Below are 16,918 nucleotides of genomic sequence, written 5' to 3' on the forward strand. Positions count from 1 at the left end.
TTTCTACAATATAAATTTAAACGGGTTTATACAAATTTCACTCCTTCGGCATCTACGTTTCCACAGAAATGAACCTGTATACCAAGCTCTGCCAATGCAGCCGCTTTGATACGACATGCTTTATGCGCTGATACTTCGTCGTTTGCATAAACCACCTGAATGTGGTTTGCCTTATGTCTGGCCATCATCTGATCTCTGCTAACGCCATCTAAAGTAGCATGCATAATAGGCCACTGTGGGTTAGTCAAATTCCATCTTCTTTCGGTTTCTTCTTTTGGTAATTCTACCGCTTTACCCACGCCGATATCACAATGTAACTGGTTATCCTGAACGAACACCCTGCTCCAAACTAAATGTCCCGGTTTTGCAATTCCTCTTAATGTACCTCCGCCTTTTCTGAAAAACATAGCGGGTTGTCTGATACTGTCTGACCCTGCATAGCCTCCAATATGATGAGCCGGAGGTGCTGCTCCTGATATCAGGAATACCCAAACAAATTCATCAGCACCATTAACATTGAAGTTTTGCCCCCATCTTAAATCATGCAAAGTATTCTCTCCTGCCATTCCTAGTTCTTTCCATAAATGATAAGTCAAAAGACCATCGATCCCTGCACACTCATCCACTTCATTAAAATGAGGTAGTGCTTCTCCGGCAAATAATTCTTTCCCTTTCTCATTGAAAACCGGCGGACGATCCTGATTATTTAAAATACCTTCGACAAGATCGCTGGCCGGCGCAAGGTCTTTAAGCCCTTGCTGATATTGAATACCTATGGTATCGCAACCGAATTCGTCTGCCAAACGCAAAGCAGCTATATACATTTTACACTGAATAAGTGTTTGATTTCTTGTCAATTCTGTAACTTCATCGGTCCCCCAGTCAAATTTCATTCCTTTGTTTAACAACCATGCCAACACTTTTTCAGCATCTTCGTCTGAAACCTCGAGCATTTTGGCATACAATGTAGACTGACTTAATCTTTCTTTAAAAATACCGGTAGCATGCAATAAATCGTCGGGAACAATCGCATTAAACATTCCCATACAACCCTCGTCAAATACGCCCATGATTGCTTTATTAGCTTTCATCTGTGCACCAAATGCTCTACCTTTTTGTTCGTCTTCTTTTGGCAATGCTATGGAAGTAAGAGATTTAACATGAGAATAATCATGGGTGATTTTTCCTGTTGTCAACCACTCGTTAAGTCCGTTTTTAAAGAATTCGTCGGTAAAGTCCTCACTCCACAAAAAACTATAGTTTACTCCAGCTTTGGTTAAAGAACCTGTTAGATTCAGCGCTCCTACTAATCCAGGAAATTCACCACTCCAGTTTGCTACGATAAGTATAGGTCCTTTATGTGTAGTCAGTCCGGCTAAAACGTGATGACTATATTGCCAAACGCTTTCTGCAACAACAAGCGGTGATTGCGGATCTATATTTTTAAATACTTCGATCCCCATGCGTTGCGAGTCTATAAAACCATGTTGTTTTTCTTCATCAAATCCATGTGCTCTTTCAACTGTCCAACCTTCGGCCTCAAATGCTTTTGCTAGCTGGCGTTCCATTTCCGATTGGGCTGCCCAACAACTTAAATTCGCCGATGGACGTAAATCGCCACTACAAACCAGACTGATTTTTTTCTGTGTGTTCATTGCTATTATAGGTTTAAATCAAAACTTGCATAGTGCATGTTTAATAAGACAACATTTACTACACATCGGGCTTAAAACACTGCCTTACACAAAGATGCCTAGCAAAAGGTTCAATTTCATACGACTTTTTGCCTTGCTTATCCAATATATTATCATGTTTATATTGTTTATCCAAAACAAGTATTATATTTATGTAAACGAATTAATAACCTTCTGCACACCTAGGTAGTAAAGGTATTGTAAGGCCTAAATTGAATATTTATTTGGTTGAATTATGAAAGCGCAATTCCATAAAGTGCCAACAAAACTGGAGACTTCATACAATATCAGAAATGATGTATCTCCGAATTTCGGAACTGTTTGGCATTACCATCCCGAACTTGAACTTCATTATGTAAAAAAAGGAGAAGGAGTTAGATTTATAGGAGATAATATCAATAACTTTTCTGCCGGTGAGATGATTTTATTGGGAGAAAATCTGCCACATACCTGGCGTTGTAAAGACGAATACTTCATACCTGAGTCTAACCTGAATGTTGAAGCTACAGTAATACAATTTCTTCCAAACTGTTTAGGCCAGGACTTTTTAAATATTCCAGAAACCTATCAGATTCCGAGATTATTTGAAAAAGCGAAACAAGGCTTAATAATTAAAGGAAAAACCAAGAAAAAACTGGAAGTTTTAATGCATGATGCTTTAGGCGCACAAAGTTTACAAAGAATAACCGTTTTACTGAATATCTTAAGCACACTTGCAGATAGCGAAGAGTTTGAGGTAATTACTAAATCTCATACTTTTTACAGAACGAACAACATAGATACAGAACGTATCAATAAAATTTGCACTTATACGCTTTCCAATTATAAAGAGGACATTTCACTGGAACAGATAGCTTCTTTAAGCAACCTAAGCATAACGTCGTTTTGCCGTTATTTCAAACAGATAACGAAGAAAACTTATTATGATTTTCTAACCGAGATCAGGATAAGTCATGCTTGTAGAATACTGGTTAACAACACTTTAACCGTGGAAGCTATTAGTATGGAATGTGGCTTTAATAATCCGTCTAATTTTTACAGGCATTTTAAGAAAGTTATGGGCTGCACTCCTATAGAATACAAGACTAAATTCTATAAATAAAAAAAGGGCGTCTGAAAAACGCCCTTTACACTTTTTTTCCTGCTTATAAAGTTAAACTAAATATCTGCATCCAGCCATCTACAAATCGATTGTAAAAAAGTCTGCTTCCTTCTTTTGACCATGACACAGCACTTACAGGCTTATCTTTTTCTAAAAATGATTGCGAAATCTGTGTTGATTTCCCCGTATTCAGATCTGTTATATACACAGCGTTATTGGCTACATAAGCCAGTAATCTATCATTTGGACTTAAGTTTATACCACTTTGGATGTCAAACTCATTAAACGTGACCTGATTAACTTCTCCCCCGTTTGGTGAAACATTAAACGCATTTATATACCCCTTTTTATCCTTGGAAAGAAAGAAAACTTTGCTGCCATCTTTGCTGGTCCTTAGCCAATGACGAGGTCCCTGCACACCCTGTTCCAAAAAAGTAATTCTACGTTGCATAACTCCCTTAGGTACATTGGGTCTGGTACTAGATGTCCCTTCCAATGGTTTAGCATCCTCTGCCTGAGTTAGATTCTCGGGTAAATCAACAACGAACACTTCGGTTTTTGTATTACCTGCTTTGTCTCTTACATTTCCCTGGAAGGCTATCGCTTTTCTCTGCTTTTTTCCATCTGCTTTTATATAGCCACCTTTTCCTACCCAGCACTCATCAAAAGCCTTATCAATCTCATCTGTATCTGGCTTGGGATTTTCTTTCACTTTTGTCAGTATCACCGAAAACATTTGGCCATCATTATTTTCGGCGGTACCATTATCATCCTGAACATGGACTTTTTCAGGAAACATAACACCGACAGTTCTTAAATCTTTTACAGATGAATTATGTTTACTTAATTGCTCGAGCACATAGTCATTATAGGTAAAACTAATCATTTCACCATCGCCACTCCAGGAATGCGCATGTGTACCTCCTCTTAAGGCACCGGGCGTAAAAGGTGGCAGAATATCTCTGGCATCCATATAAATTGCTTTACCGGGATTTTCCAATGCTATGGCAACTCCTGTTCTTCTGGTAAATCCATAAGGATTGTTTTCAGAAGCATTTCTGATACCCTGGATAAAAATCACCTTTTCTTCTTTGGGCGAAAAAGTCGCTGCTCCAACTCCGGGTCCGAATTCTGTTTGATTTTGGGTTTTATATAACTCTTTAATTTCTCCGGTTTCAATGTTAACCATTTCAATAGTCGAAGTACTTCCTATTTTAGTATCATCGTTTCTGGTATCATAAACTATCCACTTTCCATCAGGAGAAAAAATTTGAGTGTGATTAATTAAATGTCCTTTCTTATCAAAGGTCAGTTGCTTTTCTGTATGCATTTTTATTGTTCTGGAATTACAGGCGATCACACCGAGAACCACACAAAATGTGAATACCCCTGAAAATCTCCTTTGTTTATTGCTATTCATTTTAGAAAACGTTTCTATAACGAATTTATAATTTCAATTGATCTTTGGCATTACGTTATTTAGCATAGTTCTAACAGAAATTATCTTATTGAATAAAAAATCCCGGCTTCGTTACCAAAACCGGGATCTGTATTATAATATTTCTTTCTGTAAATTTTATTGATATTCTTTAGCCGCCAAATATCTCTCTGCTTCTAAAGCTGCCATACAACCAGTTCCTGCGGCAGTAATAGCTTGTCTAAAAACTTTATCCTGTGCATCCCCAGATACAAACACACCCGGGACTTTAGTTGATGTACTATCCGGATTAGTAATCAGATAACCCGTATCATCCATATCCAACCAACCTGCAAAGATATCTGTATTTGGTTTGTGACCAATGGCTACGAAAAATCCGGTTACAGGTATGTCTTTTTCTTCGTTTGTTTGGTTATTAAAAACTCTAACTCCTGTTACAGCCTTTTCATCTCCCAATATTTCTTTTGCTTCTGTATTATAAAGGATTTCGATGTTTGGCGTGTTTAAAACACGATGTACCATAGCTTTGGATGCCCTGAACTCATCTCTTCTTACTAACATGTAAACTTTATTACATAATTTAGCCAGGTAAGTAGCTTCTTCCGCCGCAGTATCACCAGCTCCTACGATGGCCACATCCTGATTTTTAAAGAAAAATCCGTCACAGACAGCACATGCTGATACACCAAATCCGTTATATTTTTGTTCAGATTCTAATCCTAAATATTTCGCAGATGCACCTGTAGAGATGATAACCGTATCTGCTAAAATTGTTTTGGTATCATCTACAATTACTTTATGTATCGGACCGGAAAAATCTACAGCAGATACATATCCAAAACGTATATCAGTACCAAATCTTTCAGCTTGTTTACGGAAGTCTTCCATCATTTCGGGTCCCATCACTCCACCCGGATAACCCGGAAAGTTCTCTACATCGGTAGTCTGGGTCAATTGACCGCCCATTTGCATTCCTGTAATCATTACAGGTTTTAAGTCAGCTCTGGCAGCATAAATTGCGGCAGTATAACCTGCCGGCCCAGAACCTATAATTAAACATTTTACGTGTTCTAATTCTTCAGCCATGTTATTCGTTTGTGGCAAATATAGTCTTCCCGCAGGAAAGCACAACACTTGCCTTATTTTATTACAATTCTATTAAACTATCTTTTCAGAGATTTATTGATCCGCTTGATTAAAGCTGGACCTTCGTAAATGAAACCCGTGTAAATCTGAACTAATGCAGCTCCTGCATCTAGCTTTTCCTTTGCATCTTTAGCGGAATGGATTCCACCTACACCAATAATAGGGAAAGCTTTATTTGATTTCTCAGAAAGATATCTGATAACTTCTGTGGATCTGTCTTTTACTGGTTTTCCACTTAAACCACCAGTTTCATTTTTCAGATATTCCGGAGAGTTTAAATTTTCTCTCGAAATGGTTGTGTTGGTAGCAATTACTCCGGCAATTTTTGTTTCCTGAACAATTTCGACAATATCATCAAGTTGAGAATCTGTTAAGTCTGGTGCTATCTTCAACAAGATAGGTTTTGATATTCCGTCTTTATTGTTTCTTTCCTGTAGCGTATTCAGTATATTTTTTAAAGGTTCTTTTTCCTGTAAAGCCCTAAGATTTGGAGTATTTGGTGAACTTACATTGACAACGAAATAATCTACTACATTAAACAAACGATCGAAACATTTGATGTAATCACTAACCGCTTCTTCGTTAGGAGTATTTTTATTCTTACCGATATTTCCTCCAATAATTAAGCCTTCTCTTTTTACAGATTCCAGCTTTCTCGCCAAAACATCAACGCCTTTATTATTAAATCCCATTCTATTAATCAGCGCTTCGTCTTTGGGCAAACGGAACATCCTTGGCTTATCATTACCCGGCTGAGGCAATGGAGTTACTGTACCAACTTCTATAAAACCAAAACCAAAATTGGCTAGTTCTTCAATGTATTCGCCATTTTTATCGAAACCTGCCGCCAAACCCACAGGATTCTTAAATTTTAAACCAAACACCTCTCTTTCCAGTGAAGGATGTTCGTATTTAAAACTGCCCTTGATAACTTTAGGCAATCCCCATATCTTTTGTACTGTTTGTAATGTTCCAGTAACGAAATGATGTATTTTTTCTGGATCGAATTGAAAAAAAATTGGCTTTAAAAACTGATACATGGCGCAAATGTAAATATTAAATTTCTGTTCTTTTAGAACGCGTTTAAAATTTATCTAATAATTAGCTTATATTGCCTACCATAGTTTTTTGACTATTACTTCAGGTTTCTTGAAGTTGAAACACATGTATATTAAAAACCACGTTTGGATTTTAACATACTGGCGATCAGATATACTGTTATTCCCATTAAAGCCACGAATAAAAAAGATCCGCGCAAACTGGTTAACTGCGCTAAAAATCCAATGACGGGAGGTCCTAAAAGAAATCCAAAAAAGCCTATAGTTGAAACTGCGGTAAGTGCCAATCCCGGAGACATTACTTTAGATTTTCCCGCAGCACTATAGACCATTGGCACAACGGAAGAAACTCCAAATCCCACCAATAAAAATCCCAGCAGTGCAGAGATAAAAGTTGGAAATATAACAGCTAAGAGTAAACCTGCTGCTATTAATATTCCACTACCCTGTATTATTTTAAGTACGCCATACTTCCCTGCAAAATAATCAGAAATAAAACGTCCAATCGCCATGGACGCCATAAAGCCTGTATATCCCAAACCTACCAATGCTATGTCAGGTTGTATAATTTTCTTAAAATACACCACACTCCAGTCGAACATGGTCCCTTCGCATATCATGGAACAAAAAGCAATAGCTCCCAGAGTAAGCAGCTGCTTATCCGGCCAGACAAAGGTTTTGCTTCCCTCTTTTTTCTTTACCGCATCATTTTTCAGGTATTTCCCTACCAAAATCAAAACGAGAACCATGATCGCCAGCACAATTAAAAAGTGATAAAAAGGTGAAATGTGCAAGGCTACCATTAACGTCCCTAAGCCTGCGCCACAAAAGCCTGCCAGACTCCATAATCCATGAAAGGTACCCATGATAGGTTTTTCAAAAAAACGCTCTGCTATAACTGCCTGGGTATTGATAGAAATATTTACTGCGTTGCTGCAGAATCCAAAAATCATTAAAACTAAAATTAGTTGTATAGGACTTTCTGCCAAACCAATACCGCAGAGTGCCAGACCATAACCAATACCTCCGACGATTGCTAATTTCTTACTTCCCAACCTGCTTAATGCCCAGCCCGAGACTAGTAATGAAATCATCAATCCAATGGGCAAAGCAAGTAATATTCCGCCTAAAGCGGCTTCGGACAAATTTAAATATTGCTGAATAGTTGCTATTCTGGATGCCCAACTTGCAAAACACAAACCGGTTAGCAAGAACATAGCCCCTATAGACAGCCTTAGAATCTCTCTGGATTTTCCGAACCTTCCCTTTCTTCCTTCCATATCCGCTTAGAAAACACAAAAATACATTTCGAAGTGCTATTATTACGCATTAAAAAAATGAATAATTATAGATTTAATTTACATTTGAGTTGTTATCAAATTTATATCAATGAAATTACCCAAACAGATCTATCTTATAGCTTTGGCTACTTCTTTTTTGACTGCTTGCAATAATGGAAAACAGCCCGCCAACGCTTCGGACAGTACTTCATCAAATAGTTCTGTCGCAAGCAAGGAAATAACATCAACAGACAATACAGTTAAACCAAATACTGCCTTCAAAGATTTCACTCCAAATGAATTGGGAAAGGTTATGGTTCTTGAATATCATTTGATTGGGGAACCTGAAGACAGGTGGAGGAGAACTCCTGAGAATTTCAGAAAGGATTTGCAAATGTTGTATGACAATAATTTTTACCCTGTGTCGGTTTTGGATCTGGCTTATGGTAAACTGGATATTCCGGCAGGGAAAACTCCGTTTGCCTTGACTTTTGACGATTCGAGTGCCGGACAGTTTAGGTTTATTGAAAAAAATGGAAAATTAGAAGTTGATCCTAGCTGTGCTGTTGGTATAATGGAAGATTTTAAGAAAAAACATTCTGATTTTCCTCTGACCGCAAGCTTTTACGTTCTTCCTGCAATTAAACCCAATTTGCGACTTTTCGCCCAACCTGAATACAAAAAAGAAAAACTGGAATGGTTGATTAACAATGGTTATGAGATTGGGAATCATGGCTGGTATCATGTTCCATTGAATAAGTTAGATGACGCCGGCGTTCAGAAACATTTAGGCATGTTTGTAAAAGAGATTAAAGAATTTATTCCAAATTATGAGGTGAAGAGCCTGGCCCTACCTTTAGGCATGCGGGCTAAGAATTTAGCACTTGAAGCTAAAGGAAAATTTGAAGATGCAAGTTACAACCACGAAGTGGTTCTTTTGGTTGGTTCTGCCACTTCGGTTTCTCCTTATCATAAAAACTTTAATCGACTGGGAATCGAACGGGTGCAAGCAGGCGATACCGATTACGGACCCGCCCATTTTATGAAATTGCAAGACAAGAATAAAACCCGCTATTACAGTGATGGTGATCCTAAAACGATTACTGCCCCTGATAACTACAAGGATCAGATAAATACACAGTTTTCCAAAAGTTATAAAATCAATTGGATTAAAGCTGATAGTTCTTCAACAAAATAAACTTAAAGCATTTTATCTCCCTGCTCCAATTCTTCATCCTTTGGATTGGAGCAGGAGATTCTTAACCGCTATTTTTATAGGCCAACCTTTTCATTAGGCTTTCTGCGTTTCCCTTTGATTACGAGCTTTCTTAACTGCAACATACCTACTGTCAGTTTCCGTTTTGATTTGAAATAAGGTATACTCAATACTACCAATAACGAAATACATGAAGAGGTCCCCAACGCTCCGCCATAACCGGCAAAAAACTGGCTTGTATTCAGATAAATCAGGCTAAAAATAAGCCCCGAAAGTGCTATTCCTATATATGTTGACAATTGCTGACTGGAAACCATTCCAATAAACGACGATCCAATAAAAATATAAGGTATATTCTTAGTCAGATAGGGAGAAAGTAAATTGGGGAATAAATAAAGAAAAGCTACAACGAACATGGTTAATAATGCAGAAGACTTCACCGGCCCCTGACTTAATCTCGTATTCACAAAAAATGTCAGCATTGCACCGCAGCATCCCATCAACACCAAAACAAAGACATTCATCAATTATCCTAATAAAAACACTAACAAGTACGTTAACGCAACTCCAAGAAAAGCCAGTGTACCAAGTTTACCTCCCACTCCGTGTAAAACGCTTTTTGAAACAATCAGAAAAACAGCAGTAAAAAATCCAGCGACCAGGACAAATGTAAAACCATTGGCCACGTGTGCGCTTGACATCCCAACAAAAGCTCCACAATAAATTGCAGCCGGAAGCTTTTTAAGGTATGTGGAATTTGAATTAATATCCGGAAGAAAAGAACCGATGCTTCCAACCAGAGCTGCTCCCATTACTGGCCCCATTTGCAAGGAATGATGTAAATAATAAGAAGCCACCGCGCCTACAGGAACCCAAGCAGCTACTTTTAATGATTCGTAACTATATTCTGTATGATGGATTGGTGATCGTAAATAAGTATACAAGGTTAAAATTGCTAAAGTCGCGATGAAAATCAACAATAAATAGGAATGGGTATTTTCTCTTAGAATTGTTGTTAAAAATAGAATTTGAACAATGAATACCAGAAATATAATACCGTATCTAACTAATGTTTTTGCAACCATTTTTGAAATCGCCGCAAATTTAGAAGTTTCAATCTAATATTCTACACGAATCTTAAAAAACCAATTCAGTAAAAAAAAGTAAAATTGCCGTTGGCTTAACTTTAACGTTTTCATCATAATACATACAGTTTACCGAATACCTGCTGGGTTATGAAGCTCATCAATTTCATCTTAGAGGTAGACTGGCTGGCTCTGCATATTGGATTTATAAAATTGACACTCTGCAGCGCTTAGTGTATTTTATTTTAAAAAACACACTTTAACCTACCCGCTATACTGGCTTTAAACGCAGTTTTATATTTTTGATTTCAAGCGCATAGCTATAGTATAGCTCCAATATAGCTATAGTGCAGCCACACCTAAGAGAACTTAGTGTATTTTACAATAGCTTCAGGATTAGGATCGCCGTGAACGTATCTTATGGTTGCTGGGCATCACACTGCTTAACCGCATTTGCTTGACCCGCAATCCTTACAAGTTAAACAACCTTCCTGATATTGTAAATTAGTAGAATTACAATTCGAACATTTCGAAGTACCAACAACTGTTCCCTCGGGAATATAGCGCTTAAGTGCTCTTGCAACACCATTTTTCCACGTATTGATATGTTCATCCAACTGCAAACTACTAATCAAATCCACCACTTTTTCTATTGGCATTCCATGTCGCAATGTTCCCGAGATCAACTTAGCATAATTCCAGTATTCAGGGTTAAATTTATAAGAAAGTCCTTCTATGGTTGTTTTATATCCCCTTTGATTCTTATATTGAAAATCATAACGGGAAGTCCCATCTTCATCTTTACTTTTTATAATCAAGCCATCGTTAACCCATCTCGGTAATAAAATACCAACTTCATCATCTGATAGTCCCGTAAAAATTTCATACGGTTTACCATCAATCAGTCCTATAAAAGCTATCCATTTTTCTTTATTGTTCTGAAAACGAACAACATCAGCCTCTAATACCTGTGGCCTTACAGTAGGAAAAAGTGTATCTAAAACTGTTTCCTTGTTGTTCTCGTCATCATCTTTCTTATCATCATTAGCGATCAATACCCCAGAACGGGAACCATCTCTATACACAGTAACTCCTTTACATCCAGATTTCCATGCTTCCATATATAATGCCCCAACCAGTTCTTCCGATACATCATTGGGCATATTAATAGTCACACTGATTGAATGATCTACCCATTTTTGAATTGCTCCCTGCATATGAACCTTTTTTAAGTAATCTACATCATTAGAGGTAGCCTTATAATAAGGTGATTGCTTTACCAATTCGTCTAATTCCTCGTTACTATAATTACGTTCAATATCAAAACCATTTGTTTCCATCCAGGTTTTAAATCCGTGATGAAAAACGACATATTCTTCCCAGGAATCACCAACTTCATCTACAAAATCTATTCTGACATTTTTATCATTAGGATTTACTTTTCTTCTGCGCTTATAAACTGGCATAAATACAGGCTCGATACCAGAAGTTGTCTGGGACATTAAACTTGTTGTTCCCGTTGGGGCAATAGTCAACAATGCAATATTACGACGCCCATATTCTAACATTTCGTAGTAAAGCTTAGAGTCTGCCTCTGCTAGTCTTTTAATAAAAGGATTGTTTTTTTCTCTTTCCGCATCAAAAATTGGAAATGCCCCTCTTTCTTTAGCAGCTGTCACAGAAGATCTATAAGCCTCTATTGCAATTAATTTATGGATGTCTACTGAAAAACTGATACCTTCATCGCTTCCATATCTCAGACCCAATGCAGCCAGCATATCTCCTTCAGCAGTGATACCAATACCTGTTCTTCTTCCTTCTTCCGCCTTTCTACGGATATTTAACCAAAGATTTTTTTCGACTCTTTTCGTCTCATCTTCTTCAGGATCACTATCTATTTTTGCTAAAATGTCATTAACCTTTTCTAATTCAAGATCAATGATATCATCCATTATTCTTTGGGCAAAACCAATATGTTTTTTAAATAGTTCAAAGTTAAAAGAAGCTGCTTTTGTATATGGATTCTCGACGTATGAATAAAGATTAATTGCCAAAAGACGGCAAGAGTCATATGGGCATAATGGAATTTCACCGCATGGATTTGTTGATACAGTTTTATATCCCAAATCCGCGTAGCAATCGGGAACAGACTCATTAATAATGGTATCCCAAAATAGAATTCCTGGTTCTGCAGAACGCCATGCATTATGCACTATTTTATCCCAAAGTTCTTTAGCTTTTATTTTGTTACTAAAAATTGGTTTTTCGGCTCCTATCGGATATCGTTGCACAAAATCAGAATCTTTTTCCACAGCCTGCATAAACGCATCTGTAATTCTCACCGAAACATTGGCGCCGGTAACTTTTCCTTGTTCCATTTTTGCATCAATAAACCGCTCTGCGTCGGGATGCTCTATTGATACCGACAGCATAAGAGCTCCTCGCCGTCCATCTTGCGCAACTTCTCTGGTAGAATTAGAATAACGCTCCATAAACGGAACTAAGCCCGTAGATGTTAAAGCTGAGTTTTTTACAGGTGATCCTTTGGGCCGGATATGAGACAAATCATGTCCTACTCCTCCGCGACGTTTCATCAATTGGATTTGCTCCTGATCAATTTTCATGATACCACCATAAGAATCTGATTCCCCATCATTTCCTATCACAAAACAATTTGATAACGAAGCTATTTGAAACGGATTACCAATTCCCGTCATTGGACTCCCTTGAGGGATGATATATTTAAAATTCTTTATAAGTTCAAAAACATCAGACTCGGATAATGGATTCGGATATTTTGATTCGATCCTTGCAATCTCTGAAGCTATACGACGATGCATATCATCCGGCGTCTTTTCATATAAATTACCAGACGAATCTTTAAGCGCATATTTGTTTACCCAAACCCTTGCAGCTAAATCATCTCCTTTAAAATATTCTAAACTCGCTTCAAAAGCTTCTTCTTGGGTATAGGTAACGTTAGACTCTTTTGTTTCAATAACTTTCATAATTTAAATTTTAAATTATCAATGAGGACAAAACAAATTTAAAAAAAAATTCCTATAAGAATTAAAATTTAAAAGTTTACAAAATTTTAACATCAAATATTTATAAATCAGATATTTACAAAAAATAAAATTGTAAAAAGTTTACAATTTTTAAAACAAATAAAAATATAACAATTATTTCATTTAAAAAAAATGTCAGTATGAAATCATACTGACACCACCTCAATCATATTGGTTAAAATTTAGCTTGAAATTCGGGTGTAAGTCAAATCGTCGTAATAGATTAAACCATCTGTTGAAGATTGCCAATACTCGTCACTTCCACCTCTGAAAGTATGGAAAGTGATGGACTTGATTTTTGCGTATGAATCGTTGGTTGTCCATCTGATAGACTGGCTCAACAACGTCACCCCATCTATTTGATAAAGCACTGATCCGTTTGTGCTGGATCCGGTATTACTCTTCACTCTGATTTTAACTGTATACCATGTATTTTTAGCAAGCGTTTTACTTTGTTTACCAAAAGTGTTTCCGCAGTTTTCCGGCATATCTTTGTAATAGACATAAGGTCTGAAATATGGCTGGTCGTTACTGTTGTTTGTTTTGGTTCCATTTGGATTATACCACATTAAACGGGCAGTTCCTCCCGTTCCGTCATCAGCTTTATTACAGCCCGTAAATCCATTTCCGATATGAAATCCAAATCCAACTTTACCTCCCCTGCTCCAATCAAAATTTGGTCCGAAACGAACCTTGAAAGACAGTTCATATTCCGTTCCATCAGATACATCTATATTCACAATGTTACCATTCGATAAGGAGTTCGCCGGAATACGAATTCTGGCCTGATTGCTGTAAATATCAGCATTTTTCCATGTACCACTTGCCAGTTGCCCCATATCGGCTTCGGCCTGAGCCTGGGTATAAGTACCGTCCGGCCTGGTAAAATTCGCGGTTCTACTGGAATAAATTGCCCTCGGTTGTGTAGCATCATTATCCACTAAAAACTCTGCTTCGTTCTTTTTACAAGCAGAAAAAAGTATAGGCAAAGCCATACCTATAGTCCAAACATAATTTGATCTTTTTTTCATTTGATATAGTTTTATATTGGTTGATTGAGGTTCTATCAGTTAGTAGAAAAATTCTGTTTTTTTTCGCGTATTACTTCTATTTTTTCTCTTAAATAAGCCAGAAAACTATCCCGAAATCCAGTGTCATCAGGATACTTCAAAGCCTCCCTTATTGCTTCTTCTGCTTTGGCGATCTGTTTATCTAAAACATAGGCTTCTGCTAAATTCAGGTAGATTCCGGAAGACACCGGATGTTTCTGCAAACAAAATTTATAGTAATCTATTGCCTTTTGAAAATCGCCAACCTTATGCACTAAATTGATTCCCAGCTGTTCCAGATAAGCTATTTTAAAATCATACTTTTCTTTATATAAACGATAGGCTTCCTCATAAAAGAGAATGGCTTTCTGCACATGACCTCCATTTTTGGCAATTATATCTCCCATTGGAAGATGAATTGGTATTTTTAATTCAGAAGCTTTGGCATTGTCTCCATCTAAAAATGAAAGTAATCCATCAAGCTGACTCAAACAATTAAGATCATTATCCAGATTAACCATAACACAGAGCCCAATCTTTTTAGAAGGAATTAATATCATTTTATTTGAAAAACCATTCATTCTGGTTTCCTTGACATAAATAGGTATTGCATTTTTATAATAGATTTCCCATCCATACCCTATTCCATTTGTCGTAGATGTTTTGACAGGAATATCGAAAAAATGCAATTTTTCATTATTTAAGACATATTGCATCCAGATTGCCATATCATCAGCTGTTGTATGTAAGCCTCCGCTACCTCCGTTCTCTCTATTATAGGGATATATACTTGCTGGCTTAAAATGGTAGGTTAAATAATTTGATACAACAAATGGCTGAGTAGCATTTTTCACTTTATAGAAATACGAGGAATTCATTTTTAACGGAATAAAAAGCTCCTTGCTCACGTAATATTCGAAAGGCATTTTTGAAACTTTAGAAACCAGATCTGCAAGAATATCATAGTTATATACAGATCTGGAAACTCGTCTTTCCGAACCTTGCCATTTCAATTGTTGATTAGATATACTTCGTGTAGTTATTTCGGGTGCGTTATCGTCAAAACTGGATTCCCCGTATGAAATGCCGTAAGAATCTATTCCCGATGTATGCGTAAGAAGGTCTTTGATTGTGATATTCTTATATTCTTCACTCCCCATTCTAAAATAAGGCAGATACTTGACTATGGGATCATCCAGACTTAAAAGCCCCTGATTTGCCATTTTCAAAACTACACTTGCTAAAACAGGCTCTGAAAAAGCGCCGCCGGCAATAATTGAAGAGCTTGAAATTGGATCTTTATTTACATTTTTTATACCGGTTGCTGTGGTGAATAGAGAATCTTTCGAAACAATGGCTATTTCGACGCTAGGCAATCGATAAATTTCTTTAAACTTCAATAGATAGTTTTCAAATATCTTCGTACTGTTTGCAGAAAAATCGGTAGCAATGGTATTGTGTTTCGGCTGGCAGGCCATAAAAGCGGCTAACATAACTACCCAAATGCAAGCTGTTATAGGTTTTAAATACATAGTAGATTGATTGAATTATATTTTGAGAACGTTAATTCAACACAACCTGACGACTCATCATTTAATCTATTGTAACCAAATAATAGGATTTCTGACAGGCAGGTTTCTGATTACTTCTTCATTAGTCGGATAACGTTCCAGTTTCTTCCACAAATCAAAATAAGAGCGATTTTTATATGCAAACGCCCCAAAAAGAAGAAAAGGTTGGGCTACCGGCCAGAATTCATAAAACATAATATCTTCAGGATATGTCCAACTCGATTTATCTGCGATGTATGGATAAAGAAAAGAGATGCCCTTGGCTAACGATTTTCCATCATTAGTTTGATATTTCCATAAATTATCTTTTGGCGTAGACAGTATCTGACAAACAGTAGCCATTGCATCCAAATTAAAAATTGCATAGCCATAAGGCTTGGTTCTTCTTAATTCTAACGGAAAACTACCGTTTTCCGCCATTTGATTTGGTAATAAAACTTCTTTAAAGCGCTTTGTGCAGGAATCCAATAAAAGTTGATTTCCTGTAAGCTTGGCAAATGAAGCAACCTGCATTAACCAGCATGTGGAATGATTATTCTTGATCTCCTTTTCTTTTAATCCCATCTCACTTGTAGTTAGCCACAAATTATACTGAGAGAACCACTTTTTTATTTTATCGGCTAATTTTTCATCAAAAAATTTTGATTTCTCCATCACCATCATTCCTTGCACCACTTCTAAAAAGTGTATGGTATCAATAATTCCATAATTACGTCCTGTCACCCCATTTCTAATTGCCTGAGCATATTTTAAATGAGGGCTCATACGAGTATTTTCATCGACAAACCAAGCGTTTAGATGTTTAATAGCATGCTTTACATATTTGTCATCGCCGGTGATTTTATAAGCAGACGCTAATACTCCTATTATTTTGCTAAATCTGATCATCAACTTCCTATGTTCAACAAAATTACTGGGATTGGTTTTTCCATCAATTTCTTTATAGGGACCTTCCGGATTTTCTGGATTAGGCCAAAAGTAATCAGACTCGGAAAAGAAATCATGTTTGTTACCGGCGCTACGTTCACAAAACTCAGCTGTCACTGTTAATGGCTCTTCTTTTAAGGCAAGTTCCGAATCTATTAAAACCCGATTTTTTAACAGATCTACAACCTCCCTGTAATAAGTTTTGGGTTGAGCAAAACCCTTGGTTGTGATACCAAGGAAAAATAAAAGCAATACCGAATAATATTTACGCTTCATATAATTTC

Annotated in this window: 13 protein-coding genes; 2 read left to right on the forward strand and 11 right to left on the reverse strand. The window is 36.9% G+C overall.

Translation table 11 applies throughout. The annotated features are described in order from the left end of the window. Nucleotides 1-26: 26 nt before the first annotated feature. On the reverse strand, nt 27-1,655 hold the full coding sequence (locus PEDSA_RS07420; protein ID WP_013632545.1) for a fucose isomerase: 1,629 nt from the start codon (nt 1,653-1,655) through the stop codon (nt 27-29). A 274-nt stretch (nt 1,656-1,929) separates the two neighbouring features. Between PEDSA_RS07420 and PEDSA_RS07425 the strand changes: the two genes are divergently transcribed. Beyond that, nucleotides 1,930-2,796: an AraC family transcriptional regulator gene (locus PEDSA_RS07425; protein ID WP_013632546.1), complete on the forward strand. Its 867-nt coding sequence runs from the start codon at nt 1,930-1,932 to the stop codon at nt 2,794-2,796. A gap of 43 nt (nt 2,797-2,839) precedes the next feature. Here PEDSA_RS07425 and PEDSA_RS07430 read toward each other — a convergent pair whose 3' ends face one another. The 4 genes from PEDSA_RS07430 to PEDSA_RS07445 form a co-directional block, all read right to left on the reverse strand. Further along, nucleotides 2,840-4,216: a DUF3748 domain-containing protein gene (locus tag PEDSA_RS07430; RefSeq protein WP_013632547.1), complete on the reverse strand. Its 1,377-nt coding sequence runs from the start codon at nt 4,214-4,216 to the stop codon at nt 2,840-2,842. Between the two features lie 156 nt (nt 4,217-4,372). Continuing rightward, nucleotides 4,373-5,320 carry a thioredoxin-disulfide reductase gene (gene trxB / locus PEDSA_RS07435; protein WP_041537007.1) on the reverse strand — a complete coding sequence of 316 codons (948 nt, stop codon included), beginning with the start codon at nt 5,318-5,320 and terminating at the stop codon, nt 4,373-4,375. Between the two features lie 77 nt (nt 5,321-5,397). Next, nucleotides 5,398-6,420: a quinone-dependent dihydroorotate dehydrogenase gene (locus PEDSA_RS07440; RefSeq protein ID WP_013632549.1), complete on the reverse strand. Its 1,023-nt coding sequence runs from the start codon at nt 6,418-6,420 to the stop codon at nt 5,398-5,400. A gap of 131 nt (nt 6,421-6,551) precedes the next feature. Next, nucleotides 6,552-7,718 (reverse strand): MFS transporter, encoded by a 1,167-nt coding sequence (locus PEDSA_RS07445; RefSeq protein ID WP_013632550.1) that lies wholly within the window; start codon nt 7,716-7,718, stop codon nt 6,552-6,554. 109 nt (nt 7,719-7,827) lie between these two features. Between PEDSA_RS07445 and PEDSA_RS07450 the strand changes: the two genes are divergently transcribed. Beyond that, nucleotides 7,828-8,916, forward strand: a complete 1,089-nt coding sequence (locus PEDSA_RS07450) for a polysaccharide deacetylase family protein (RefSeq protein ID WP_013632551.1) — start codon at nt 7,828-7,830, stop codon at nt 8,914-8,916. A gap of 74 nt (nt 8,917-8,990) precedes the next feature. Here the strand turns inward: PEDSA_RS07450 and PEDSA_RS07455 are convergent, their stop codons facing one another. The 6 genes from PEDSA_RS07455 to PEDSA_RS07480 form a co-directional block, all read right to left on the reverse strand. Beyond that, nucleotides 8,991-9,458 carry a hypothetical protein gene (locus PEDSA_RS07455; RefSeq protein ID WP_013632552.1) on the reverse strand — a complete coding sequence of 156 codons (468 nt, stop codon included), beginning with the start codon at nt 9,456-9,458 and terminating at the stop codon, nt 8,991-8,993. 3 nt (nt 9,459-9,461) lie between these two features. Then, on the reverse strand, nt 9,462-10,019 hold the full coding sequence (locus PEDSA_RS07460) for a hypothetical protein (RefSeq protein ID WP_013632553.1): 558 nt from the start codon (nt 10,017-10,019) through the stop codon (nt 9,462-9,464). A gap of 443 nt (nt 10,020-10,462) precedes the next feature. After that, nucleotides 10,463-13,027, reverse strand: coding sequence for an adenosylcobalamin-dependent ribonucleoside-diphosphate reductase (locus tag PEDSA_RS07465; RefSeq protein ID WP_013632554.1), 2,565 nt, complete (start codon nt 13,025-13,027; stop codon nt 10,463-10,465). A gap of 242 nt (nt 13,028-13,269) precedes the next feature. After that, nucleotides 13,270-14,118 carry a polysaccharide lyase gene (locus tag PEDSA_RS19520; protein ID WP_013632555.1) on the reverse strand — a complete coding sequence of 283 codons (849 nt, stop codon included), beginning with the start codon at nt 14,116-14,118 and terminating at the stop codon, nt 13,270-13,272. Nucleotides 14,119-14,153: 35 nt separating this feature from the next. Then, complete coding sequence (locus tag PEDSA_RS07475; RefSeq protein ID WP_013632556.1) at nt 14,154-15,668, reverse strand: serine hydrolase; 1,515 nt, start codon at nt 15,666-15,668, stop codon at nt 14,154-14,156. A 66-nt stretch (nt 15,669-15,734) separates the two neighbouring features. Then, nucleotides 15,735-16,910 (reverse strand): alginate lyase family protein, encoded by a 1,176-nt coding sequence (locus PEDSA_RS07480; protein WP_013632557.1) that lies wholly within the window; start codon nt 16,908-16,910, stop codon nt 15,735-15,737. Nucleotides 16,911-16,918: the final 8 nt, after the last annotated feature.

It is taken from the genome of Pseudopedobacter saltans DSM 12145 (assembly GCF_000190735.1).
GTDB lineage: Bacteria > Bacteroidota > Bacteroidia > Sphingobacteriales > Sphingobacteriaceae > Pseudopedobacter > Pseudopedobacter saltans.

Excerpts from the sequence above, each read along its gene's own strand:
- trxB (WP_041537007.1), bottom strand. The coding sequence starts at position 5,320 with ATGGCTGAAGAATTAGAACACGTAAAATGTTTAATTATAGGTTCTGGG.
- PEDSA_RS07445 (WP_013632550.1), bottom strand. The coding sequence starts at position 7,718 with ATGGAAGGAAGAAAGGGAAGGTTCGGAAAATCCAGAGAGATTCTAAGG.
- PEDSA_RS07450 (WP_013632551.1), top strand. The coding sequence starts at position 7,828 with ATGAAATTACCCAAACAGATCTATCTTATAGCTTTGGCTACTTCTTTT.
- PEDSA_RS07475 (WP_013632556.1), bottom strand. The coding sequence starts at position 15,668 with ATGTATTTAAAACCTATAACAGCTTGCATTTGGGTAGTTATGTTAGCC.
- PEDSA_RS07465 (WP_013632554.1), bottom strand. The coding sequence starts at position 13,027 with ATGAAAGTTATTGAAACAAAAGAGTCTAACGTTACCTATACCCAAGAA.
- PEDSA_RS07425 (WP_013632546.1), top strand. The coding sequence starts at position 1,930 with ATGAAAGCGCAATTCCATAAAGTGCCAACAAAACTGGAGACTTCATAC.
- PEDSA_RS19520 (WP_013632555.1), bottom strand. The coding sequence starts at position 14,118 with ATGAAAAAAAGATCAAATTATGTTTGGACTATAGGTATGGCTTTGCCT.
- PEDSA_RS07420 (WP_013632545.1), bottom strand. The coding sequence starts at position 1,655 with ATGAACACACAGAAAAAAATCAGTCTGGTTTGTAGTGGCGATTTACGT.
- PEDSA_RS07460 (WP_013632553.1), bottom strand. The coding sequence starts at position 10,019 with ATGGTTGCAAAAACATTAGTTAGATACGGTATTATATTTCTGGTATTC.
- PEDSA_RS07480 (WP_013632557.1), bottom strand. The coding sequence starts at position 16,910 with ATGAAGCGTAAATATTATTCGGTATTGCTTTTATTTTTCCTTGGTATC.
- PEDSA_RS07455 (WP_013632552.1), bottom strand. The coding sequence starts at position 9,458 with ATGAATGTCTTTGTTTTGGTGTTGATGGGATGCTGCGGTGCAATGCTG.
- PEDSA_RS07440 (WP_013632549.1), bottom strand. The coding sequence starts at position 6,420 with ATGTATCAGTTTTTAAAGCCAATTTTTTTTCAATTCGATCCAGAAAAA.
- PEDSA_RS07430 (WP_013632547.1), bottom strand. The coding sequence starts at position 4,216 with ATGAATAGCAATAAACAAAGGAGATTTTCAGGGGTATTCACATTTTGT.